The 22,466-nt window shown below is 66.5% G+C and carries 19 protein-coding genes, 1 tRNA gene and 1 pseudogene; 12 read left to right on the top strand and 9 right to left on the bottom strand.

The window, feature by feature from the left end; translation table 11 throughout:
- Positions 1–246 precede the first annotated feature (246 nt).
- Positions 247–678: an effector binding domain-containing protein gene (locus NK1_RS00850; protein ID WP_063006705.1), complete on the bottom strand. Its 432-nt coding sequence runs from the start codon at positions 676–678 to the stop codon at positions 247–249.
- Positions 675–1,118, bottom strand: a complete 444-nt coding sequence (locus tag NK1_RS00845; RefSeq protein WP_039780728.1) for a GyrI-like domain-containing protein — start codon at positions 1,116–1,118, stop codon at positions 675–677. Before NK1_RS00845 ends, NK1_RS00850 begins: the two co-directional genes overlap by 4 nt.
- A gap of 458 nt (positions 1,119–1,576) precedes the next feature.
- Here NK1_RS00845 and NK1_RS00840 point away from each other — a divergent pair, with 458 nt between their 5' ends.
- Positions 1,577–2,293, top strand: a complete 717-nt coding sequence (locus NK1_RS00840; RefSeq protein WP_063006796.1) for a uracil-DNA glycosylase — start codon at positions 1,577–1,579, stop codon at positions 2,291–2,293.
- A gap of 89 nt (positions 2,294–2,382) precedes the next feature.
- Positions 2,383–2,458 (top strand) — tRNA-Ala (locus NK1_RS00835).
- Between the two features lie 279 nt (positions 2,459–2,737).
- Here the strand turns inward: NK1_RS00835 and NK1_RS35280 are convergent.
- Together NK1_RS35280 and NK1_RS34860 are read right to left on the bottom strand one after the other, a co-directional pair.
- Positions 2,738–3,154 (bottom strand): hypothetical protein, encoded by a 417-nt coding sequence (locus tag NK1_RS35280; RefSeq protein ID WP_174552678.1) that lies wholly within the window; start codon positions 3,152–3,154, stop codon positions 2,738–2,740.
- A 671-nt stretch (positions 3,155–3,825) separates the two neighbouring features.
- Positions 3,826–5,196, bottom strand: a complete 1,371-nt coding sequence (locus NK1_RS34860; RefSeq protein ID WP_063006703.1) for an ice-binding family protein — start codon at positions 5,194–5,196, stop codon at positions 3,826–3,828.
- A 692-nt stretch (positions 5,197–5,888) separates the two neighbouring features.
- On the opposite strand from NK1_RS34860, the pseudogene NK1_RS35505 reads away from it, so the two are divergent.
- A pseudogene (locus NK1_RS35505) lies at positions 5,889–6,020 on the top strand (slipin family protein); the annotation flags it as partial.
- A gap of 6 nt (positions 6,021–6,026) precedes the next feature.
- On the opposite strand, the gene NK1_RS36135 reads toward NK1_RS35505, so the two are convergent.
- Both NK1_RS36135 and NK1_RS00810 read right to left on the bottom strand, forming a co-directional pair.
- Entirely contained in the window at positions 6,027–6,509 is a 483-nt protein-coding gene (locus tag NK1_RS36135) for a DUF5994 family protein (RefSeq protein WP_063006702.1), read from the bottom strand.
- A gap of 175 nt (positions 6,510–6,684) precedes the next feature.
- Complete coding sequence (locus NK1_RS00810) at positions 6,685–7,590, bottom strand: phosphatidylinositol mannoside acyltransferase (protein ID WP_063006701.1); 906 nt, start codon at positions 7,588–7,590, stop codon at positions 6,685–6,687.
- 353 nt (positions 7,591–7,943) lie between these two features.
- Between NK1_RS00810 and NK1_RS00800 the strand changes: the two genes are divergently transcribed.
- Positions 7,944–8,519: a DUF5994 family protein gene (locus tag NK1_RS00800; protein WP_174552677.1), complete on the top strand. Its 576-nt coding sequence runs from the start codon at positions 7,944–7,946 to the stop codon at positions 8,517–8,519.
- Entirely contained in the window at positions 8,516–8,992 is a 477-nt protein-coding gene (locus NK1_RS00795; protein WP_063006698.1) for a DUF5994 family protein, read from the top strand. The genes NK1_RS00800 and NK1_RS00795 overlap by 4 nt, the downstream gene beginning before the upstream one ends.
- A 210-nt stretch (positions 8,993–9,202) precedes the next feature.
- On the opposite strand, the gene NK1_RS00790 is transcribed toward NK1_RS00795, so the two are convergent.
- Positions 9,203–9,820, bottom strand: coding sequence for a TetR/AcrR family transcriptional regulator (locus tag NK1_RS00790; protein WP_063006697.1), 618 nt, complete (start codon positions 9,818–9,820; stop codon positions 9,203–9,205).
- 62 nt (positions 9,821–9,882) lie between these two features.
- Between NK1_RS00790 and NK1_RS00785 the strand changes: the two genes are divergently transcribed.
- Genes NK1_RS00785 through NK1_RS00775 form a run of 3 tightly spaced genes read left to right on the top strand, consistent with a single transcriptional unit; the run spans position 9,883 to position 12,373 of the window.
- A complete protein-coding gene (locus tag NK1_RS00785; RefSeq protein WP_063006696.1) occupies positions 9,883–11,346 on the top strand; it encodes a carboxylesterase/lipase family protein in 1,464 nt (487 codons plus the stop codon).
- Positions 11,347–11,402: 56 nt separating this feature from the next.
- Entirely contained in the window at positions 11,403–11,924 is a 522-nt protein-coding gene (locus NK1_RS00780) for a hypothetical protein (RefSeq protein ID WP_439955920.1), read from the top strand.
- Positions 11,921–12,373: an RDD family protein gene (locus NK1_RS00775; RefSeq protein WP_063006695.1), complete on the top strand. Its 453-nt coding sequence runs from the start codon at positions 11,921–11,923 to the stop codon at positions 12,371–12,373. Before NK1_RS00780 ends, NK1_RS00775 begins: the two co-directional genes overlap by 4 nt.
- Positions 12,374–13,796: 1,423 nt before the next feature.
- On the opposite strand, the gene NK1_RS00765 is transcribed toward NK1_RS00775, so the two are convergent.
- Complete coding sequence (locus NK1_RS00765) at positions 13,797–14,294, bottom strand: MarR family winged helix-turn-helix transcriptional regulator (protein WP_062995731.1); 498 nt, start codon at positions 14,292–14,294, stop codon at positions 13,797–13,799.
- Positions 14,295–14,753: 459 nt separating this feature from the next.
- Entirely contained in the window at positions 14,754–15,371 is a 618-nt protein-coding gene (locus tag NK1_RS35500) for a hypothetical protein (protein WP_063905867.1), read from the bottom strand.
- A gap of 475 nt (positions 15,372–15,846) precedes the next feature.
- On the opposite strand from NK1_RS35500, the gene NK1_RS00755 reads away from it, so the two are divergent.
- The 4 genes from NK1_RS00755 to NK1_RS00740 all read left to right on the top strand — a co-directional run bounded on the left by NK1_RS00755 (position 15,847) and on the right by NK1_RS00740 (position 22,397).
- Positions 15,847–16,221 (top strand): Rossmann-fold NAD(P)-binding domain-containing protein, encoded by a 375-nt coding sequence (locus tag NK1_RS00755; protein WP_063006693.1) that lies wholly within the window; start codon positions 15,847–15,849, stop codon positions 16,219–16,221.
- A gap of 332 nt (positions 16,222–16,553) precedes the next feature.
- Positions 16,554–17,483 (top strand): amino acid hydroxylase, encoded by a 930-nt coding sequence (locus NK1_RS00750; RefSeq protein ID WP_245660292.1) that lies wholly within the window; start codon positions 16,554–16,556, stop codon positions 17,481–17,483.
- Between the two features lie 61 nt (positions 17,484–17,544).
- On the top strand, positions 17,545–21,492 hold the full coding sequence (locus tag NK1_RS00745; protein ID WP_063006691.1) for a non-ribosomal peptide synthetase: 3,948 nt from the start codon (positions 17,545–17,547) through the stop codon (positions 21,490–21,492).
- Between the two features lie 170 nt (positions 21,493–21,662).
- Entirely contained in the window at positions 21,663–22,397 is a 735-nt protein-coding gene (locus NK1_RS00740; RefSeq protein WP_063006794.1) for an O-methyltransferase, read from the top strand.
- Positions 22,398–22,466: the final 69 nt, after the last annotated feature.

Below are 22,466 nucleotides of genomic sequence, written 5' to 3'. Positions count from 1 at the left end.
CTGTTGCTGCGCGGCGCGGCGCGATCGTTCGGCCACCTCCGCTCGGCACGCGGTACCGCCGGTGTCGGATATGGCCACCTAGGGAAGTATCCGTCATCCCTCCGAAATTGACCAGACGTCCGGCAAATCTTCCGAAACCCGAGCGTGGCGCGCGGTATCGATCGAGGTCATCCAGTCGGTGTCGTACACCACACAGAACAAAAAGACCGCCCGGTTCACAGTTGGTTACCCGTTGGCAACCAAATATCACACCAGAATCGAGATGAACAACTCCAACCGGTCGGGACCACGCCACACCTCGATCTCCTCGCGATACGCGCGGGTGATCTCGGCCGACGCGGTGGCGTCGTCGACCTGGGCCCAGACGTCCTCCACCGGATCGTGATAATCACCGTTGGGTTCGAATCGGGCATATACGCCCTTCGGGACGCGAATCATCACATCGCCGACCGGCACCTCTTTGGGTGCGTGATATTCGTAGCTGACCAGCACGTTGTAATTTCCGGCCGGATCGGGAACGTACACGGTGTAGAGCGGGCCGCCGATCTCGCGATCACGCAGCCGGTCACGCAGAAATTCGATCAGCTCACTGTTGCTGACCTTGAAACTCGGCCGGACCCGCGGCACCACCAAGCCGCCGTAGATGGCCGCGTCGCGGACCACGATCGAATATGTCATCGGGGGTCTACCGCCAGGTACAGATCGATCTTGTACGCGTGCGGATAGCATTCGAAATCCCCGGTGAAGGTGCGTTTGATCTGATTGTGTTCCTCGGCGTAAGCGATCTGGGTCCACAGGTCGGTCATGATCTGCGGAAAATTGCCGACCGCGGAGAAACGCGCATAGGCGCCGGCCGGCAGACGGGACACGATATGCCCGCGGGTCACCCGGTCGAACGAGGTGCATTCGTAGCCGACGATCTGCGTATTGAACGTGCCCAGATCCGGTGCGTAATCGGTGTACGAGGAGGCCAGCGGACCGCCCAATTCCTGATGCAGCACCGCGGCCCAGGCCGCCTCGAGATCACGGTCGCGCAGTTCTCCGAGCGCACGTTTCGGACTGCGCACCGGTAGCCCGGCGACCCACGTCTCGTCCCGCTCGACGATTTCGAACTGCATGCAAGAACTCTCTCGATGTGATCGCGTTGGGCCGCGCAACCGGTGCTGCGGCGGACCGTCCGGCTGGAAACGCCATGCTATCAACATCGAAAGCTACGGACCTGCACGTCTGCTGCCGGGACAGCTGATCATCCGACCGGTCCGGTTCCAGCGACCTGTCGGCTTTTCGACCGACAGCCGCCCCCATCCCGAAAATCGGCGACTCTGCTCGCCGCCGCGAACACCTCGCGCCGGATCGAACGAATCGCCCACAAGGCACGAATCGGCATGTACCAGACGGTGCGCCGAGCCTCGCTACCTGCCAGCTATCGACAGCGGTAGGTGTGACACGACCGGAGAACGGGCAGACTCGCAGGTGCACCGACCGAACGGAGGGACCGATGGCGCGTCGCACCGCCCACAGCGAAACACCGAACACCGCCGCGACCGCGTCGGCCGACTATCCCGACCTCGACGCCATGGACACCGCGCTCACCGACTGCCGCGCCTGTCCGCGACTGGTCGCCTGGCGCGAACAGGTCGCCCGCGAGAAGCGCGCCGCCTTCCGCGACGAGACCTACTGGGGCCGCCCGGTGACCGGTTTCGGCCCCACGGATGCCGCCATGCTGCTGGTCGGCCTCGCCCCCGCCGCCCACGGCGGAAACCGCACCGGCCGGATGTTCACCGGCGACCGCAGCGGCGACGTACTCTTCGCCTCCCTCTACACGATCGGCGCCGCCACCCAGCCCACCGCCACCCGCCGCGACGACGGCCTCCGGCTGATCGGCACCCGCGTCACCTCCCCCGTGCACTGCGCGCCCCCGGACAACAAACCCACCATCGACGAACGCGACCGCTGCCGGCACTGGCTGATCAACGAACTCGAATTGCTCTCCCCCACAGTCCGTTCCGTCGTCGTCCTCGGCGCCTGGGGCTGGCAGGCACTGATGCCCGCCCTCACCGCGGCCGGCTGGCAGGTCCCCCGCCCCCGCCCCAAATTCGGCCACGGCGTCCACTACTCGATCGAACCCGCCCGCCCCGGCCGCCACCGCCTCGAACTGTTCGGCAGCTACCACGTCAGCCAGCAGAACACCTTCACCGGCCGCCTCACCCCCGCCATGCTCGACACCGTCCTCGCCGAAGCCGCCACCGCCGCCGGCCTCCACCTCACCCCACCCACCCCCGAACCCACCTGACCCCGCATTTCCCCATCTCGACCAGCCGATTCGGATTCTCCCGCCCCCACCTGCTAAAGTTCTCCTCCGTTGGCCCGGAAACGAGCCACGGGGCTATAGCGCAGTTGGTAGCGCGTCTCGTTCGCATCGAGAAGGTCAGGGGTTCGATTCCCCTTAGCTCCACCAGGAAAAGGCTCAGCATTTGCTGAGCCTTTTGTCTATTCCGATGACAGTTCTGATGGCAACTCATACCGCGTTGCCGTCATCCGACTGTTCGACCAGCGACCCCATCGAGTCCACGACTGCCACCTCATCTTCGAAGGCTCGAAACCGACCTCGTGCTCCAGGATCCCGACCGTAGGGTTCCGCGGTCCGCGCCGTGCCGGTTCGAGTCCGGTCTACCTGGACCGTGAAAATGCAGGTAGACAGGGGTTTTGAAACCTGCGAACTCGGACACACCGGCGATCAGTGCACTGTCGACCTGCGCCCGAACAGTCTTCCCCTACCGTGCCGGTGGGGCGCGGTCGGGCTTCCGGTGTCGTGTTCGGCGACCTCGGGAGGTGCGGATGTGACGCTGGTGGTGCCGGTGTGACTGTAGTAGACCGGGGTCTCCCGCCGGGTCGACTCGAGTTCGTGGCGGGCGGCGCGTCCACGGCGGGCAGTGCGGCGGGTGCCGGCGAGTAGCAGGGCCAATCCGGCGACCGCGATGGCGCCGAGCACCATGCCGTATAGGAACAGCACGCCGGTCGATCCGGTGACGTGATAGCCGAACACCGCGAAGTTGTCGGTCAGGAGGTGACTGTTGCCGCTGTTGGCGAATACTCCTATGACGCCGATGATTACGGCGGCGACCAGGATGACGAGTCCGATGATGACGATCACGGCAATTCCTCGGTTCGGTTTATTTCCCCGCCGGTCGGGCGCGGTTGCTCGAGCCGGTCTCGCCAGCTGGGATGAGTGCGGATATGCCGCGAGCCACCGGCGTTTTCGTGCAGGTCGCGGTCGGCCGCCGAATCGTGGTGACGACGGCCGGGACGGGCTCGCCGGGCAGAGGGGTAGACACCGGATCGGCGGCGATCGATCAGGGCCATCGCGACCGCTCCGATCGCCATGCCGGCGAACAAGGTAACGATGATCATCCGCGTATGCCGCGCTGGTTTCGGACGTCGCGGCGAATCTCGTCGAGTTCATGTCCGCGCGCCGCGATGTCGACCGCAATCGGATGAACAGGGGGCGCGGAGTCGGTAGGTGCCATCGTTCACAACCTCGGTTCTCATCCGGCCGAGGGTGGCCGGATAACTCCAGCGTAGGCCGCTCCTACAACGTATGTCTACAGCGTTGACGGACAACGTAGGCGCACAAACACCCCCGCGCCCGATGAAGGACGCGACACCGATGCTGACCCTCGATGGGTACGGGAGCAGAGATATCGCAGTCACCGCGGGCGAGGCGGACTGGCCCACCGTGCCCGAGGCGCGCGACGCCCTTGAACGCCCCTGTCCGCGCGCCGGAGGCGCGCGGACAGGGGGTTGAGATCCTTTCGGTGAGTCGGCTCAGGCGGCCGTGATGGTGTCGGTGTCGAGGGTGACCGCGCCGTTGAGGGCCAGGACGCTCCCGTTCACGGTGGTGCCGGTGGTCACCGTGTCCGAGGTGAAGGTCAAGATGTTGCCGGCGAAGTTGGTGTTGGCACCCAGCGTGGCCGAGCTACCGACTTGCCAGAACACATTGTGCGCGGTGGCTCCGTTGATGAGGTTGACCACACTGTTCGCGCCCGTGATCAGCGTCGACCCGGCCTGGAAGATGAACACCGCATTCGGATTGCCTTGCCCGTCCAGGGTGACGGTGCCGTTGAGACCGATCCCGCCGGTTGCCTTGTACACCCCGGAGGTCAGGGTTTGACCCGCGAGATCAGCGGTCACGAAAGCGGTGGGCGTGCGGCCCGCCGCGTCGAGGTAGGCGGCCTGCAAATCGGTGTGCGCCTGCGCCGCGACCGCGTCCCCGGCATGGATCGCTCCACCGGTCACCGTGCCCGGCGGGAATCCGGTCACTGCGGTGCCCGGACTGACGCCCAGGTTCCCGGTGATGGCCGTGGCTCCGGCGTTGGTGACTGTCGAGGCACCCAGCACCGCGAACGTCGACGCCGTACCCAGATTGACCGGCGCCAGACCCGACACGTAGGTGTAGGTGACTCCGTTGCTGGTACCGCCGGGGGTGGTGACAGTGACCTGCACTGTCCCCGCCGAATGGGCCGGGGTGAGAACGGTGATCTGAGTGTCGGAATTGACAGTGAACAGAGTCGCCGGTGTCCCACCGAAACTCACCGCGGTCGCTCCGGTCAGGCCCGTGCCGGTGAGCACGACCACCGTCCCACCACTCGGCGGACCCGAGCTCGGAGTAACGCTGGTAAGCGTCGGCACCGCGATATAGGTGAACGCGACCCCGTTGCTGGTACCGCTGGGAGTGGTGACAGTGACCTGCACTGTCCCCGCCGAATGGGCCGGGGCCACCGCGGTGATCTGGGTCGAGGAGTTGACTGTGAACGAGGTTGCCGGTGTACCACCGAAACTCACCGCGGTGGCTCCGGTCAGATGCGTCCCGGTGAGCACGACCGTCGTCCCACCGGCCGCCGACCCCGACGCCGGGATGATGCTGGTCAACGTAGGAAGCGCACCGCCATAGGTGTAGGGCAGCGGGTTGCTCGTGCCGTCCAGCAACGCCTGTACGGTGACGTTCACCGTGCCTGTCCCCGGCGGGACGATGGCCGTGATCTGGGTGTCGGAGTCGATGGTGAATGTTGTTGCCGTCGTGCCGAACCGAACAGTCAGCGGACCGACATTGGCGAAGCCGGAACCGGTGATGATGACAGAGTTGAGACCCGCCGGAGGACCGAAAGAGGGATTCAGCGAGGTGATAACAGGTGACATTTTCTTGCCTTAATACGGGAAGCAGTGAAAAGGGTTCTCACGCAGCGACACCGACTCAGCTGGATGACGCCGCTGCTATCAGTTACCGCCCAGCGAAGGCACCTCGGCAATGACTCTTCGGTTCGGTTTGAGTCCGTTTTCCGTTCAGCGGATAGCTGTTCGGAAGCTGGACACCAGCAGTGATCTTTGCTTCCCCGCTCCGGCCGGCGCCGCCGCCCGGCTGCGTTCGCGAAATCCGATATCGGTCGGGCGGGGTGGTTCCGATCATGGTCGGCACCATTGACATCGCCTGCGGCGGTGCCGGATTGGCGTGTCGTGCTCGCGTGAAGGACGTCCGCGGTCGGGTGTCCGGACGCCCTGGACACCGATGGGGGTACCTAACGGCCCAGCTGAGCGCAGCGTGGAAGAAACGTGGTCCATCGCCCCTGTCCGCCCGCTCGGTCATCGGCGGGAGCTCCGAGCGAGAACTCGCCACCCCCGGGTGTCGACATCACTACCAACCGCAGCCCGGATCGGCGATGAGAATCACGTGCCGGCAAGAGTCGTTTTCTGTGAAATATTAAGCGGCACCGACTGGTAGCTGACGATGACCGGTGGAGTTTGCCGTGTGAGGAGGGGATTGACAAAGATGATCTGATCGACTGGTGAACGCGTCCCGGCGAGGTAGTGGCCATCGAAACGACAACGCGGCCATCGAGGTCACCCTCCTCGAGTTGAAGGACATCCAACTGCGCGAGAGCATGAAACAGGCGATGGCCCGCCAGGCCGAAGCCGAGCGGGAGAAGCGCGCGAAAATCATTGCCGCCGAGGGCGAATCGATGGCTGACTGGTTATCGGACGGTGGAGGCACCCATCGCGGCGTGGTTGGTAATCGGCCGTCCTGGGGCGTGGTCCTTATCCGTCGCAGATGGTGCCACGGATCGAGCGGGCTCGCCGGTTGCTCTCGATGCCGAGTCCGTGCCGGTGCGCGAGGGGACGACTCGTAGCACGATGACGGTGCCGTTGGTTCCATACGCGTACAAGGTGCCGAAGAGCTCGAAAGGATACGGATCGAGTCGTATGACCCGATCGTCGATGCGCAGCCGCCGCTCGGCGGGTGACCAGGCGGTCGGATCGTAGACCACGCGCCATATCGGCCCGGTCCGCAGCTGGAGCGCGGTGATCAACTCGGGAAGCTCGGTGACGAGGCTGCCCGATAGGGGCCACCATGTGGCCTCGATGTAGCCACCGGGGTCCCCACCGAGAAGGAATCTCGGCGTGCCGGTGGGGGCGCGCGGCGATACCGAAGGCGTATGCAGCGGTGACAGCGTCATCGGACGCTCCTGTCCAGGCCCGAAAAAGAGGCCGGATCCGAATCCGGGAACGGCGCGATCTCTGCTGATCGGCGCGCGTGATGCCGCCGGATACACCCCAGCCTACGCCCGCGGGTGGCCGCTGGCGTGGGTAGACAGCGGCACCGGCGCGGGCGGTGATGGCCGGCCGGACGGCTCAGGGATGTGGAGCGCTACGAGCCCGCTCACGCGGGAGCTGGTCGGCGTCCCAGACCGGTTGCAGCATGTGCCAGTCGGCGGGATGAGCGGCGATCGCCGCGGCGAACCGGTCGGCCAATGCCTGCGTGGTAGGCCGCAGACCGCCGGCGGTGTCGATCGGTGCGCCGACCTCGAAGCCCCAGCCGTCGGGGGTGAACCAGCAATGCACCGGTAGCAGCGGGGCACCGGTGTCGATCGCCAGCCGAGCCGGACCGACCGGCATGTGTGCCGGTTCACCGAAGAAGGTGACCGGCACTCCCGTGCCGGACAGGTCGCGTTCGCCGAGGAGTCCGACGATTCGTCCCTGCCGTAGCCGCGTGGTCAGCTGCTGGAAGGGCGGGGTAGCGGCGCCGTTGAGTGGGACGATCTCGAAACCGAGGCGCTCCCGAAACCGGACGAAGCGCCGGTACAGCGATTCCGGTTTCAGTCGCTCGGCGACGGTCGTCGGGGAACCGATCCGCTGGACGAGCCAGACGCCGGCCACCTCCCAGTTGCCGCTGTGCGGTAGCGCCAGCACCGCTCCACGCCCGCGCCCGGCCGCCTCGTGGATATGTTCGAGCCCGGTGGCCGCGGAGTCGATACGCTCGGCCAACCGCGCCGGATCCATCGATGGCAGCCGGAACGCTTCGCACCAGTAGCGCGCGTAGGAGCGCAGGCTCGCGCGCACGAGTTCGTCGGGCACCTGCGCCGGGGTGGTGGCCAGCACCCTGGCCAGGTTGCGCCGCAACTGAATCGGTCCACCGCCGCGGGCGGCGCGGTCGGCGATGGCTTCGAACGATCGCATCGCCCACCGTTCCGGCAAGGCTCGCACCAGGTGCCAGCCGGCCGCGTACCCGAGATCCCACGCACGCTCGGTCAGGGGCATCGGCCACCACCGATCGAGGAGGTCACGATTTCGTCGCCGCAGGCTCCGGGGAAATCGGCCAGCCGGAAAATGATGATCATGATGGCCCCCAACGCCGGGAGGTGTACTTCCCCAGTGAACGCCGGGTAGTGCGCGCTGTCCAGGCTCGACTCGCCGACGAGCGATTCCGCTTCAAGGTATGGGCTCACCGTGATGCCCGAAGGTTCATCGTCGACGCACGAGGCGGCCCGGGTGGGTTCATCGCGGGTAGGCTCGAAGTGTCGGGGGCTTTTCGTACGAGACCATCCACAGTCTCGTCGTCGCTCGGCGAATGAACAGGGACCATCTATGCGGTCCCGGTCAGGAGCGTCGCGATGACGCTACAACACGAGCCGATCCTGCTGGACCGCTCGGCACGCTTTTCCCTCCGCGGCGGCCCCTCGCCGCTGTCACCGCAAGCGCCCAGGCCCGGGGTGGTAGGCGGGGCCTGGTGGCCCCACACGACCGACCTCGTCGCCGAAATGGCCGGTCTCGAGGCGCTTTTGGGCCGGCGGGCGGGCGGCGTGGAACGAATCGTGTACAACATCGATGCCTGGGACCCGGCGCCCAAGCGCACGGTGCTCGGGAAGCGTTCGGTACGCCTGGACGGCTACCGGCATCTGCCCGCGCACATGCTCTGTGTCCTGGGACTCGACGGCACCCGCCTCGTCCTGCTGGTGATCCCGGCAAGAACCGAGGCCGCGGCGGCCCAGGCGTTGCTGACGGCCGCAGCTCGACCGGGCAGCGAGTTCACCGCCGACGAACTCGTGGCCGCCGGTACCGGCCGCAGCCTCGAGAACACCCAGAACCGGGTTGCGTTGTGCCGCTGGGACGACGAAGGCGGACACAATGCGCCAGTGGCCCCGCAAGACCGAGATACGTCTATCGCGGTTGCGGGAGGTTCGAGATGACACAGAACCCGCCGCCGAAAGAGGGCGGTGGTACTGGCGGCGGTGATGCCGGACGACCCCGGCACACCGGGGGCGGCGGCCAACCATTCGACACGCCGACCCGCACCCCTCGGCTGCTGCTACGCGACCGTGATGAGGAATCCGCAGGCGTGGACGGTGCCTGGTGGCCCAGAACCGACAACCTCACCACCGAACTGCACGACCTGGTCGCCGCTCTGACCACGCGACTGGGCGCCACCGCGCGCATCACCTTCGATTGGAATTTCCTGAGCCGGTCGCAGCGCGGAATCGATCCTCCGGACGGGATCGAGGTCACCGGACCGCTCCCAGGACAACCGCCCGGACTGATGTACGTCTTCGGTCCGCACGACCGGCACCTTCGATTGCTGGTGATCGACCCCGCCACCTTCCCCGCCCAGGCCGAAGCACAGTTCCGCAAGACCGTGAACGACGCCGCGGAACAGCCACGATGACGAACCACTCCATGCCACTGCCCCACCACCGGTTTCCGTAGCGAACCTCGCCGGACGGGACCGCCCCAGCATCGCACACGCATATCTCTGTGGCCGGTGTCCTGCCACCGCGAGGCGCATGCGCTCGCGGGCGTGTCCGAGCGAAGCCGCTGACGACGGGGCGTCGTGCAGGCGAGGCATGCCTCGACCCGAAACTCCGGCCGAGCCAACTCACGCGTCGAAGGCAAGGGCCACGAAACGGGTGATCACCGTGGATGCTTCGCTGGGGGCGACGTCGCCGCGGGCCAGTTGCAGCAGCAAGCCCTCGACGAGGGACAGGAGTCCGCGCGCGGTGGACAGCGCGTCATCGCGTGAGTGTCGGGTCGTGGGGAGGGTGGCTGCGATCGCTTCCGCTAGTCGGTCGGAGCCGGCGGAGAGGCGGGCCGACATTTCCGGATTTCGTGCGGCCCTGGTGACCACGGCCAGCCATGCCATCACCTGAATGCGCCAGGTGTCGCCGGGGTGCTGCCCGGCCGCGGAATCGACGACGGCTCCGGGGATCATGCTCCGAAGTACTTCGCGCACAGTCGATTCGGCGTCGCGCGGGTCGGCGAGGGTGGTGAGTTGCTCGACGAGCCGCTCGTCGAGCATGTCGACCACTCCCCCGACGGAATAGTCGAGAAGATCGTCCATCCCGGCGAAATAGTGTTGCAGCGAACCGAGCGACAACCCCGCCTCCGCGGCGACCCGGCGCAGGCTCACCGCGTTCCAGCCCTCGCGGTAGGCCAGTCGCCACAGTGCGGCCGCCACCTCGTCGCGCCGTTGGGTCCGATCGACGATCTTCGGCATCGCACCTCCTTTTTAGTACAGTGACTTATATCAGAGTTCTGCCGAAGCAAGGGAGGGGCACGATGGATGTGGTCGTTCGCACGGCGTGTGGGGCGGTCCGAGGCGAAGCGCGACAGGGGTACTCGGTCTTCTTCGCCATTCCCTATGCCGCACCCCTGGTCGGCGTCCGTCGCTTCCAGGCCCCGGCTCCGCCGCAGCGGTGGAGTGGTGTGCGCGATGCGCGCAGGTTCGGGTCCTCGGTTCCGCAGCCGATTCTCTGGCATCCCGGCGACGATCCGGAATGCTTGACCGTGAACGTGTGGACGCCCGATGCCGGCACCTCCGGGATGCCGGTCGTGGTGTGGCTGCACGGCGGCGCCTGCATGGGCGGCACCGCCGTCACCGCCGATTTCGACGGTGCGGCCTTCGCGGCCGCGGGAGTCGTCCTCGTCACGATGAACTATCGAGTGGGCTACGAGGGCTTCGGCTGGGTCGACGATGCGCCGTGCAATCGGGGTGTACTCGACCAGATCGCCGCGCTCGGCTGGGTCCACGACAACATCGCCGCCTTCGGTGGCGATCCGGACGCGCTCACTCTGATCGGACAGTCGGCGGGTGCGTCGTCGGTCGTGGGCCTGATGGCCGGCGATCGCGCATCCGATCTGTTCCGGCGCGGAATCGCGCAGAGTCCGGGGAAGATCTTCGTTCCCGCCGACGAGGCGCGTGCCGTGTCGGCGATGATCACGTCGCAACTCGACGTCCGCCCGACGACCGACGCATTGGCAGCGCTGCCGCCCGAAGCGATTCACGCCGTTCAGATGGCGCCGGTGGCTGTGATGGCGGCGGAGCCGGGCAGGTGGACCCATCCGAACGCGCCGTACTCGATGATCATCGACGACGAATTGTTCGACGCCCCACCCTGGTTCGACCACCGAGCGTCCGGAACGAGCCTGGAACTCGTGTGCGGATTCACCACGGACGAGGCTCGGATGTTCACCGCGGATGTCGACCTGTCCGGCTCCGACCCCGTCGAGACCGCCCGTGCCTGCGGTCTCGACGCCAACGCGGTCCGGACCTACCGAAGGGGAAATCCGGGCATCACCGACGAGGAGCTGCACGCTCTGATCCTCTCCGATGCCCTGTTCCGGATGCCCGCGCTGTGGTGCGCCGAGGCCGCCGCCGAGGCGGGAAACGACACCTACCTGTACGAGTTCGCATGGCCGAGCCCGGCGCGCGGCGGCGTACTTCGGGCCTGTCACGGCCTCGACGTTCCCTTCACCTTCGATACGCCCCACGGCCCGCTCGCCGCGGAGCTCATCGGGCCGGAGATTCCGCCGGACTTCGGCGACCTCTCGGCGGCGATGCGCCACGCCTTCATCTCCTTCGCCGCGACCGGCGACCCCGGATGGCCGCGTTTCGACACCGCCGAACGGATTCGCCGCATCTGGGCGACCCCACCGGAGCAGGGCAGCGACACGCTGGCGACGTCCCGCCGGATCTGGCAGCGCGACCGCCTCCCCGATCGGCCGAGCTCGGCCGACGTCTGAAAACCGGATAACTCGAAATGCATACCCATCCGGTGCCGAGCGAGTTTGATGGTGATGTGGACGGCACCACGATGTCGAGGCCGGTGAACCTGGTGGTCGGCGCCGCCGCGAAGGTCGGCGGAGCTGCCGGGCGCGTGCTGGGGTTCGGATTCGATGTCGGCCGGCATGTGCCGGGCGTCGAGCCGGCGCTCGCGGAGCTCGGCCAGCGGGGCGCCGAGACGCTGGAAGCCGTCGATGATCTCACCGAGCGGGTGCTGCAGGCGGTGATCGGCCGGATCGTGCGGACCGCGGTCGGCGCCGTCGACCTCACGGCGATCGTCGTCGACAATGTGGATCTCGACGCGGTGGCCGAACGGATCGATGTCGACAAGATCATCGGGCGGGTGGACCTGGTCGGGCTGGCCGATACCGTGATCGACGGCGTCGATCTCCCCCGGATCATCCGGGAATCCACCGATTCGATGTCCGCAGAGGCGGTTCTCGGCATCCGAAGCCAGGGGATGCATGCGGACGACGCGGTCGCGGGGTTCGTCGGGAAATTGCTCCGGCGAACACCGTCCGAATCGGGCGCGGGGTGAGCGCCCCTGCCCATCGGCCCGCCGGAATCGTGACCCGGTCGGTCGCATCGGGGGTCGATATCGCCGTCGTCCTGGCGATCATGGCCGGGATCTACCTGTGTCTGGCGTTCGCTCGGCTGCTGTTCTCGCCGCAGGACTTCGCATGGCCGGACACCGGCGCGGTCATGTCGACGGGCATATTCATCGTGGTGTCGGTGCTGTACCTCACCGGATGCTGGGCCGTGAGCGGTCGCACCGTCGGCGCCGTGATGATGGGCCTGCGGGTGGTGAGCCGCGACGGCGAACTCGTGGGATGGCCGCGGGCCTTGCTGCGGGCGGTGTTCTGCGTGATGTTCGCCGTCGGATTGTTCTGGGTGGCAATCGATTCGCGTCGGCACTCGATTCAAGACATCGTTTTGCGCACCACAGTCGTCTACGACTGGCAGCCGGAGTCCCATCCGGCGACGTAGGTGCGCCCGTGAACGATCGGCCGACAACCGCAGATGCTCGAATGCACCGCGCCCTCGACCATGTAACCGCTTATCCCCCTGCGACTTTCGGCGATGTGGCCGGTGGACGTGCGGTCGCCGGAGCCGTCGGACGCGACTTCGGGTGTGGCGGGAGCGCGGTCGTCTTCGGCGCCATCGTCGTCATAGATCGCGTCGCCGGGGTTGTCGGCGGCCCGGATGTCGTGACCACCTCCGGTGATGGGGATGGCGTCGCACTCGCCGCATTGGTGGTCGTCGAGGCGGGCGTGGACACCGTCGTGGTCCCGGCCGGAGTGTCGGTAGGTGCCGTCGTCGCGGTGTCGGCCGGTGCCGTCGGCGTGGTGGTCCGCAGCGTTGTGGTCGGCACTGGGGTGGTGGGCACTGTCGATGTCGGCACCGTCGTGGTCGGCGCCGTGGTGAGCACCGTCGTGGCGCGCAGTGTCGTTGTCGCCGCTGTGGTGGTGGGCGCTGCCGTTGTCGGCACTGTCGTGGTCGCTGTACTTGGATCGGCCGTCACCGTGACCGTCGACGTCTCCGTCGGCGCCGTGGGTATCGCAGGCGGGACGACCGGGCCCGAGTCCGGCGCGCCGGGCATGATCTGGATCGAAAGGCTCGCCGTGGCAGAGAAACTCGCGCCGAGCGAACCGGCCGTCGAGCTCGGAGGCGTGGATTCCGTCGCAGTGGCGGGGCCGGAACCCGGGTCGGCGGGATCGGCGGCCGGCGGGGCGCTTCCGGGATCGGCAGCCGCGCCGGTATCGCCCGAGACGTCGACCGGTACGGGGAGCTCGCTCGAGGGGCCGAAAGCCGTACTCCCGTTCGCCGCGGCGATTTCGCTTCGCGAGGCACCGCCGTCGAAAGTCTGCACGGTGGGTTCGCCCGAGTGCGCCCGAGAATCGTTCACACGCACCGGCGGACCCGAATCCGCTCGTACCACGAGCGTTATCCCGATTGCGGTGGTCACCAACGCGGCGACCACACCCGCACGCGAGAGCTGCCGCCGGAATCGATCGGCCGGAGGCTTCGCGGATTGCCGCCCGGACCACCGCGGAATTCGAGCCCGCGGCTCACCCGCTCGGTTGTCGCTGTTGTCGACGGTTTGCATCCCACTGTCGCTTTCTTCCTCCGGATGCGCCGGCCGCCGGGAAACGGTGTTCACACCGTTTGCACCACCGAAAACACGCCCGGGAATCGGACATCGAATTGCGGCCGTTCCGCGAATACCGAAACGCGAGCATTACGGCGTCGCCTCGCCGAACAACTCGAGCGGGCATCCATACGTGAATGTTGTGCCGAGAAGAGCAGCGCCCGGACGGCGCGCGGCCGGACTTCACTGCGAGGTCTGGGCGCCGAATCTCGCAGCGCCTCGAATTTCTGTCTATGTGGACGAGGCTTCGTGGTCGATGTTTCAGGCCCTGGAATAGGGATCCACGTCGCGCAGCCGTTGCCGGTGGATTCGCTGCAATTCACCGGCGCGGGTGAGAAAGTCGGCGATTATCTCGAGTTCGGCAGAGTCGTACCAGCTCAGCAACATCTTGTAACTCTCGACGATCATGGGGACGACGAGTTGCTGTATGCGATAGGCCGCCAGGTCGGTCGCCATCACGATCACGCGACGACGATCGGTCGGATGCAGCGAACGGGCGATATAGCCCTGCTTCTCCAGCCGGTTCAGCATGATCGTGACGCCGGCCGCGGTGATGCCGAGCCGTTCGGCCAGCATCCCCGGCGTCGTGGACTTCTCGTCGTCGGCCAGGACGATCTCCAGTGCCCGCCGGTCGGTCTCGTTCACGCCCAGCACCCGGATCAATTCGCGGGTCAGATCCTCGACGGTTCCGTGATAGAACCCCAGGGCCCTTTTGAGTTCGGCCGAGATCCGGGCGGGTTCGATTGGTCTCGGGCACACGCGCTTTCCCCTCGATCACTGTGAAACATCAAACCGCTCAAGAGAAGTCGCCGATCAGGGTGTGTGCACCATCATTTCCCCTGCGTACGGTAGGGATCGCCGCCGGTCGCGTGAAGCGGGCATATGTGCTCCTGTCAATCGATTTGGCCGGCAACCCGAACCGCGGCTGCCGAACATCACGAAAGCTGGCACAGCTGCGGCCGCCGAAGCGACCACGGCTGTGTCGGACATGCACTGTACGACACACCGACCCATGCGATACGGTGCATCACAGAATTCGGTGCGAGTGGCCGCCCTGCACCAAACGTGAAGCGGGGCAATCACTATGAAGAACCGTGGCCACCCGTCCGACCCGGGTGAGACCTGGACCGGGCTGCCGACACAACCCGGCCCAGGCATGTTCACCACCGGCCGCCGGTGCGGACACCGACCGTCACGCCGTGGCGCCTGCCCGCGAAATCAGCTGACGGCAGTGGTGGTGAGGGTCGGCGACGGGTTCGGGTAACACGAGGTCGCGACATTGCCGACCAGTGCGACGTTGGTCGTCATGGTCATACCGGGACTGGTGTAGCTGGTCCCCGCGTACTTGCTGGTGATCGGCGTTCCGGGGGTTCCGGCGGTGACATTGATGGTCACCGCCGGCGGCGTGAAGCTGGTGCCGCCGGCGATCGGACCCGGCACGGTCAGAACGACATTCCCACCCGATGTGGCGACGGTGCCGGCCACGGTACCCCCGGAGGCGGTAGCGGAGACCAATGTCGAATTCGCGGGTGTCGGAAACGTCATCTTCAGATTGCTGATGTTGTTCACGGTGAAGCCGGACGCCGAACTGGGCACCGACGACGAGCCCGGCGTCAGGGTGATGGCCACCGCGGAACCCGACGCCGCCGAACTCGGCGCGGTGCCGGTGACCGATGTGGTCATGCTCGAGGTCTGGCCGATCCCGAAAATGGTGCCCTTACAGCTCCAGTTGACGCTGACCGGGGCGGCATTCGCCGGTGCCGCCAGACAAAAGACGGTGGCGACCGCCACCGGAGCGAGAACGCCGGCACGAACCAGGGAAGACATGGATCTCATGACTGACTCCAGAAAAGGTAGAGCAACGTTGCGACCGAATACCGGACCGCAACACCGAGTTTCTAAAATATAGCCTCTTCTCATCTTTTCATGGCCGAAATCGCACAAGCGATTCGAGAAGAAAATATCATTATCCGCGATTAATTATTCAGACTGGAAAGTTAATTCCGGCAAGATTCTTTTAGTGAGTCACTCATTTCCATGACACCTCGCGGCCGGGCCATCGACGCGGCTTATCCTGCAATTCCCCCGAATACAAGGCTCGACCTGAGAATATATCCACGCGCACTGGTCGTCAGCTTCCGGATGGTTACCGTGCGCGGCATTCACCCCACCGGGACGGCATGCCAGTGGGACGTCAGGGCGGTGCAAGAGCACCGAGGCGGGGTTGCCGGTATGACATGGCACAGCGGCTGTCGAGCCGACGGGAAGACGATCCTGATCACCGGCGCTGATTGCGCGAGGACACGAATCGATGTTCGCGACGAAGCATCTCGGGCATTTCGCGTTGGTCGCACATCTGGCGCCGTTGCCGACGGCCGCCCCGCGGGGCCGGGTGATCACGGTGGGCAGCTTCGCCGCGCGGTCGGAACGGCTGGATCTCACCGATCTGCAGTCGGAGCGCGATTACCGGCCCAAGCGCACCTACGGACGATCGAAACTGGCGCAGATGCTGTTCGGCTTCGAACTCGATCGCCGACTGCGGGCATCCGGCGCCGACACCGCGAGCATCGTCGCCACCCCAGTGACGCATATGACCGATCCGGACGCCGCGGCCGAGCTGCGGGCGGCCGGCGCCGAGCTCACGGGCGTGGATCCCCTGGACTGTCCGACTACGTCGATCCGGTGACGGCGGAGGGTATTCGCCGACCTCAGCGGTCGGAAACGCGGTCGGCAATGTGATGGCAAACGCCGAATTGCCTCCCACCCTGTAGTAGCTTGACGATTACCGTTGCTCGCCCGAGAAGAGCGGAGGCGCCGATGCCGAACCTGCCCGGTCCGCATGAGCCGATGGGCGCGCGGCCGCGATCGACGCCTGATGATCAGTGAAGGCGCTATGAACAATTCGGTCGAAAGGCGACAGATCGGACAGCGAAACCATCGTTTTCCGGACAACCCTTTTCACTTTCACGAGCGCCCTCGGGGCGCACCGAATTGTCACCCGAAATTCCGCCGAATGTATTGCGGGAAACCGTCTTCTACCTTATCCTCGCCGGCCCTGCCGATTTGTTTGCTGAAAATCGCCGGGGGTACTCGCGCACAGAACGCACCTATTGTCAGCGCCGATCAATTCCGAGTGGTGATGACCTGCGCAACTTAGGCAACTCGAGGAGAGGATTGATTGCGATGACGGTTGGTCTCGACGTTCGGTCCGAGCGTGAGCGAGTCGCTCGCGCGTGCCGCCCGGGGCAGCCCCTGCCCGAATTCCTTTACAGTAGTGACGAAGACATCTTGTGGACCCGCGTCTTCGCGACGCTTCGCGCCATGCACGAACAGCTCGCGTGCGCGGACTATCGGTGCGCGGCTCGCGTCGTTCAGCTGCCCGCCGAGCGGGTACCGCAGATGAGCGAGGTGTCGCACATGCTTCGTTCGCTGACCGGTTTCGCGTTGGCGCCGGCCATCGGAAGCCAACCGGGCCGGCTGTTCTACGGACCGATGGCCGACGGCATCCTCCACGCCACTCCGGACGTGCGGCCGGTGACCGAGCAATCGTTCTCGCCCGATCCGGACGTCATCCACGAACTGGTCGGACATGCGGTGATACTGGCCGACCCCGAATTCGCGGAGCTGTATCGCTGTTTCGGCCGCGCCGCCAACCGCGCCACCTCCGACGAGGAGCGGGCCGCGATCGCGCGGTTGTTCTGGTTCACCCTGGAGGTCGGCGTGGTCGCCGAGAAAGGTCACCCGCGAGCGTACGGCGCCGCGATCCTGTCCTCGGTGACGGAGATGGAGTCCTTCGTGGAGGCGGATCTGCGAGAATTCCGGGTGGAGGACATACTCGCCGCCGATATCGACGACAGCATCTGTCAACCTCTCCTCTTCGTCGCCGATTCGGTCAGCCGGATGATGGCGGAGGTAACGAGCTTCCTCCGGACGAGGATCGGTTCGTGACGACGCCATATCGCACGATCCCCCGGACGACAACCTCGCCGGCGACGATTAAGGAATTGCGGTGGTAGACCTTTCGAGTACCACGCGTCGTCACGACGACGCGACTCCGGACGCGGACTTCTTCGAATTGTCGGTGGCGCAGTACGAACTGTGGCTGGCTCAGCAATTACATCCCACGGTTCCGTTCTCCATCTCGCAATACACCGATGTGCAAGGCGATCTCGACCTGGAACTGCTCCAGCGGTGTGCCCGCCGCGCCGCACGCGAATTACAGTCGCCGCATGTGCGATTCGCCATCGTCGATGGGCGGCCGCGCCAATATCTCGACCACGATGCGGACACCGGATTCGACTGCATAGATCTCAGTGATCACCCCGATCCCGAACGCGCCGCACAGGAGTGGATGAGCCGGGATCATCACGCGGGCATCGATCTGACCGGAGACGACGTCACCAAGACGGTGCTGTTCACCCTCGGCCCCGGCCGGTATCGCTGCTACGCGCGCAGCCACCACATCGCCGTCGACGGTTTCGGCGCCGCTCAGGTGTTGCAGCGAACGGCCGAATTGCATTCCGCCGCAACGGAAGGACGGCCGCCGGTTGCGTGCCGGGCGGTATCGCTGGCAGAGATCGTGGCGGCCGAGCAGCGGTATCGGTCCTCGTCGCGGTTCGCGGCCGACCGCGAGTACTGGGGTCGGCAACTCGCCGGCCTCGACCACACGACCCGCCTCACTGAGCGGTACGCCGCACCTTCGGCCCGGCCGCACATCTCGCACGCGACCGTCGACGCGGAGGTGATGGCACGGCTCGGCGACGCGGCCCGCCGGTACGGCACCGGAATGGCCGAGGTGCTGGTCGCGGCGGTGACCGCTTTTCTGGCGCAGATGACGGGCCATTCCGATGTGACGGTGTCGCTGCCCGTCGCCGGGCGCACCACCGGAGCGCTGCGGCAGTCGGCGGGAATGGTTTCGAACGTGGTGCCCTTGCGGGTGCGCGGCGTGGCCGAGAGCACGGTCGGTGAGCTGGTTCACGAGGTACGGCTGAGCATGATCGGCGCATTGCGCCATCAGTTGTACCGGCACGAGGACCTGCTCCGCGACCACGGTGTGGGGCAGGCCGGCCGGCACGGCTACGGTCCGCTGATCAACGTCCTCAGCCTGCCCGACAGCATCGACTTCGGCGCCGTTCGCGGGCGGACGCAACTGCTTTCGGCCGGGCCGGTGGATGATTTGGCGATCAGTTGCTACCGGTTCGGCACCGAGCCGTTCGTCATCGACTTCCATGCCAACCCGGAGCTGTACCGAGCAGACGAAGTGGAGGGGTATCGGCAGCAGTTCGTCGACTGCCTGACCCGATTCCTGCGGGCCGACGGCGCGGACACGGTGTTCGCGGCCGTCGCCGGCACGCACACGATCGCCGCCCCGCAGCGGCGGCACCACCAGCGGTTGCTGCCGGACCTGCTCGCGGCTGGAATCGATGCCGGTGACCGGATCGCGCTGAGCGGGCCTGATCGTTCGGTGACCTATCGCGAACTCGACGAGACAACCGCGCGGTGGGCGCGTGAGCTGATCGCGCACGGCGCCGGGCCGGAAGTCGTTGTCGCGGTGGCATTGTCGCGGTCGGTGGAATCGGTCATGGCGTTGTGGGCGGTCGCCCGCACGGGCGCGGTGTTCTTCCCGGTCAACCCCGCCGACCCGCCGGCCCGCGTCTCGAAGCTGATCGCCGATTCCGGTGCGTCGCTGGGCATCACCCTCACCAGGTGGCGCGCACCCCTGGAGACCACGACGGTCGACTGGTTGATGCTCGACAGCGACGAGTTCACCCGCGCCGCCGCCTCCCGGTCCTCCGAAGCGGTGACAGACAAAGACCGGTTACGACCGTTGCGGGCCGCGCACCCGGCGTATCTGATCTACACCTCCGGATCCACCGGCGCGCCCAAGGGGGTGCTGAGTACCCACGAGGGACTGGCGACCCTGGCCGACGATCTGCGCACCCGCAACGGCATCGGCAGCGATGCCGTAGTGCTGCAAGCACATTCGCCATTCTGCGACGCGTCGATGCTCGAATACCTGTCCGCGTTCGCTCCCGGCGCGAGGCTGGTCGCCATGGCACCGGACATTGTGGCCGGACAACGCCTTTCGCAAGTGATGGAGGACGAGGCCGTCACGCAGCTGATCGTCACGCCGGCCATTCTGGCCACGCTCGACCCGGATCGACTGCCCTCGCTGCGGACGGTCACCGTCGGTGGAGACAAATGCCCGCCCGCACTGGCGCAACGCTGGGCGGGCCGGTTACCGATGTTCAACTCCTACGGGCCCACCGAAGCCACCGTCGTGGTGACCCAGACCGAACCGCTCACCCCCGGCTCGCCGATCACGATCGGGCGCGGACTGCCCGGCGTGCAGACTCTCGTCCTGGACGCCCGGCTGCGGCCGGCTCCCCGTGGCGCCCGCGGCGAACTGTATCTCGCCGGTGACGCGTTGGCGCGGGGATATCTGGGGCGGCCCGGGATCACCGCGCAGAGTTTCGTGGCAAATCCCCACGGGCAGCCAGGAACCCGGATGTATCGCACCGGTGACATGGTCCGCGAGCAACCCGACGGCACGCTGGAGTACCTCGGCCGAGGCGATGTTCAGATCTCGCTGCGCGGACAGCGCATCGAGCCCTCCGAGGTGGAGCGCGCCCTGGCCGCCGACGCGACGGTCGATCAGGCCGTGGTGCGGGTGTGGACGTCCGAGACACTCGGCGATCGGCTGATCGGCTATGTCGTGCCGGCGGCGGCCGAGGAAGATTTCGACCGAGCCGCCGTCTTGGCGCGGTTGCGGACCGTGCTGCCGCCCGGCATGGTTCCGGCGATGCTGATTCCGCTGCCCGAGATACCGATCAATCCGAGCAGCGGCAAGACCGATCGATCCGCGTTGCCGGCTCCGCAGACGCTGCCGCGCCCGGCGTTCCGCGCGCCGGCCTCGGAGATCGAGCGCACCGTGGCGGAGACGATCGCCGAGGTGACCGGGCAGTCCCGAATCGGCCTGGACGACAACTTCTTCGAACTCGGCGGCAACTCGCTGCTGGGCGTCGAACTGTGCCGTCAACTGTCGGAGCGGACCGGGACCACGGTGACGATCTCGTCGCTGTTCACCCCGACGGTGCAGACCTTGGCCGCCGCCATCGAAGCCACTGCCACCCACGGGAACAACGATGCGGCAGTCGGCGGTTCGGCGTTGCAGCCGGTTCTTCCGTTGCGCGGCAGCGGTTCCGGGACGCCACTGATCTGCCTGCATTCGGCGGTCCCGCTGTCATGGTGCTATTCGGGCCTGTTGCGCTACGTCACCGACCGGCCCGTCTACGGCCTGCAGTCGCCGGCCGTCTCCGGGCAATCGCGCAGATATCACAGCGTCGACGAGCTTGCCGAGGTATATCTGCGGGAACTCACGCGCGTGCAACCGGAAGGGCCGTACCACCTGCTGGGCTGGTCCCTGGGCGGCCAGCTCGCGCACGCGCTCGCCGCCCGGCTGCGCGCCCGGGGGCACGACGTGGGATTGCTCGTCATGCTCGACAGCGTGGCCTTCGGGGAGGGTGCGCCGCAGCCGGAGCCGCCCACCGTCCGTGATCTGGTCACCCATCTGCAGGGCAACGAGTCGGCCACCCCCGATACGCGGCCGCTCACGCTCGACGAAGCGGTGGACGTGCTCGCCGACAGCCCCGGCCCCGGACGCGGGCTCACCCGCGAGCAGCTCGAATGCCTGCACCAGGGCTATGTCGACAGCGTCGCCATGTCCACGAGCTACCGGCCGGCATCCTATGACGGCGATCTGCTGTATTTCTCGGCGACCGAAGGCATCACCGGCGACCTGACCGGCGAGATGTGGCGGCCCTGGGTTTCCGGACGGATCGCGGAGCACCGCGTCGACGTCACCCACGCCCAGATGACCAACCCCGAGGCGCTCGCGGTCATCGGGCCGATCCTGGAGACCGAACTGAATCGGCACGGCGAAGGGAGAAGCAGGTGAGCAAGCATTCCGCCGCGATCGTGGCATCCGCGGTGTCGGTCGCGTCGTCGATCATGCTGGCCGCACGGAGGCCGGCGGTGTTCGGTCTCCGTCTCCCGCGCGCGGCGCTGGCCGCTGTCGCCGCGATCGCCTTGGCGGTCGCCGCCAACGAGAGCGTGGGCAAACCGGTGATGTTCCTGCGATGGTCGTATGTGCGGTTTCTGTTCGGCCTCCGGCATATGGGCGCCACCTGGCAGGTCGGTGACGGCCGCGAACAGGCGCTGGCCGACTATGTGTGCGCGCATGCGCGGCGCAACGACATCGACGACGTGATCCGGGCGATCGACGAGTTCTGCTACACCAAGAGCTACCTGATCAATATCGGTGACGAGAAGGGCCGGATCCTCGACCGTGCCGTCACCGCCGCGCGGCCGCGCCGCCTGCTGGAACTCGGAACCTATTGCGGCTACAGCGCATTGCGCATGGCGCGGGTCATGCCGGCCGACGCCGTGCTGTACTCGATCGAGTTCAACGCCGCCAATGCCGCTGTCGCCCAGCGGATCTGGGATCACGCGGGGGTAGGTGACCGCATCGTCGTCATCGTCGGCACATTGGGCGACGACGGAAAGACGCTCCGTGCGCTGCGCGACGACCACGAATTCTCCCCCGGCGCACTGGATTTCGCATTCCTCGACCACGAGAAGGACGAATATCTTCCCGATCTCCACCGGATCCTGGAGCAGGCGTGGCTGCGCCCCGGCGCGGTCGTCGTGGCGGACAACGTGAAATATCCGGGCGCCCCGGAATATCGAGCGTTCATGCGTCGCCACGAGGGCACCCGGTGGGCGACCCGCGAGCATCGGACGCACGCCGAATACCAGAAGGTCCTCAAGGATCTCGTACTCGAATCGACCTATCTCGGCTGAGCGGATGTTAATCATCGGTAATGGCGGGTAGTCGCAGATATGGTGCAACGTTGCGCCCCGACCTGATGC

It is taken from the genome of Nocardia kruczakiae NBRC 101016, from assembly GCF_001612965.1.
Lineage (GTDB): Bacteria > Actinomycetota > Actinomycetes > Mycobacteriales > Mycobacteriaceae > Nocardia > Nocardia kruczakiae.
The sequence above is the reverse complement of the archived record's forward strand: the minus strand, read 5'-3'. Positions and strand labels throughout refer to the sequence as shown.

Excerpts from the sequence above, each read along its gene's own strand:
- NK1_RS00850 (WP_063006705.1), bottom strand. The coding sequence starts at position 678 with ATGACATATTCGATCGTGGTCCGCGACGCGGCCATCTACGGCGGCTTG.
- NK1_RS00845 (WP_039780728.1), bottom strand. The coding sequence starts at position 1,118 with ATGCAGTTCGAAATCGTCGAGCGGGACGAGACGTGGGTCGCCGGGCTA.
- NK1_RS00840 (WP_063006796.1), top strand. The coding sequence starts at position 1,577 with ATGGACACCGCGCTCACCGACTGCCGCGCCTGTCCGCGACTGGTCGCC.
- NK1_RS34860 (WP_063006703.1), bottom strand. The coding sequence starts at position 5,196 with ATGTCACCTGTTATCACCTCGCTGAATCCCTCTTTCGGTCCTCCGGCG.
- NK1_RS36135 (WP_063006702.1), bottom strand. The coding sequence starts at position 6,509 with ATGACGCTGTCACCGCTGCATACGCCTTCGGTATCGCCGCGCGCCCCC.
- NK1_RS00810 (WP_063006701.1), bottom strand. The coding sequence starts at position 7,590 with ATGCCCCTGACCGAGCGTGCGTGGGATCTCGGGTACGCGGCCGGCTGG.
- NK1_RS00800 (WP_174552677.1), top strand. The coding sequence starts at position 7,944 with ATGACGCTACAACACGAGCCGATCCTGCTGGACCGCTCGGCACGCTTT.
- NK1_RS00795 (WP_063006698.1), top strand. The coding sequence starts at position 8,516 with ATGACACAGAACCCGCCGCCGAAAGAGGGCGGTGGTACTGGCGGCGGT.
- NK1_RS00790 (WP_063006697.1), bottom strand. The coding sequence starts at position 9,820 with ATGCCGAAGATCGTCGATCGGACCCAACGGCGCGACGAGGTGGCGGCC.
- NK1_RS00785 (WP_063006696.1), top strand. The coding sequence starts at position 9,883 with ATGGATGTGGTCGTTCGCACGGCGTGTGGGGCGGTCCGAGGCGAAGCG.
- NK1_RS35500 (WP_063905867.1), bottom strand. The coding sequence starts at position 15,371 with ATGAGATCCATGTCTTCCCTGGTTCGTGCCGGCGTTCTCGCTCCGGTG.
- NK1_RS00755 (WP_063006693.1), top strand. The coding sequence starts at position 15,847 with ATGTTCGCGACGAAGCATCTCGGGCATTTCGCGTTGGTCGCACATCTG.
- NK1_RS00740 (WP_063006794.1), top strand. The coding sequence starts at position 21,663 with ATGTTCCTGCGATGGTCGTATGTGCGGTTTCTGTTCGGCCTCCGGCAT.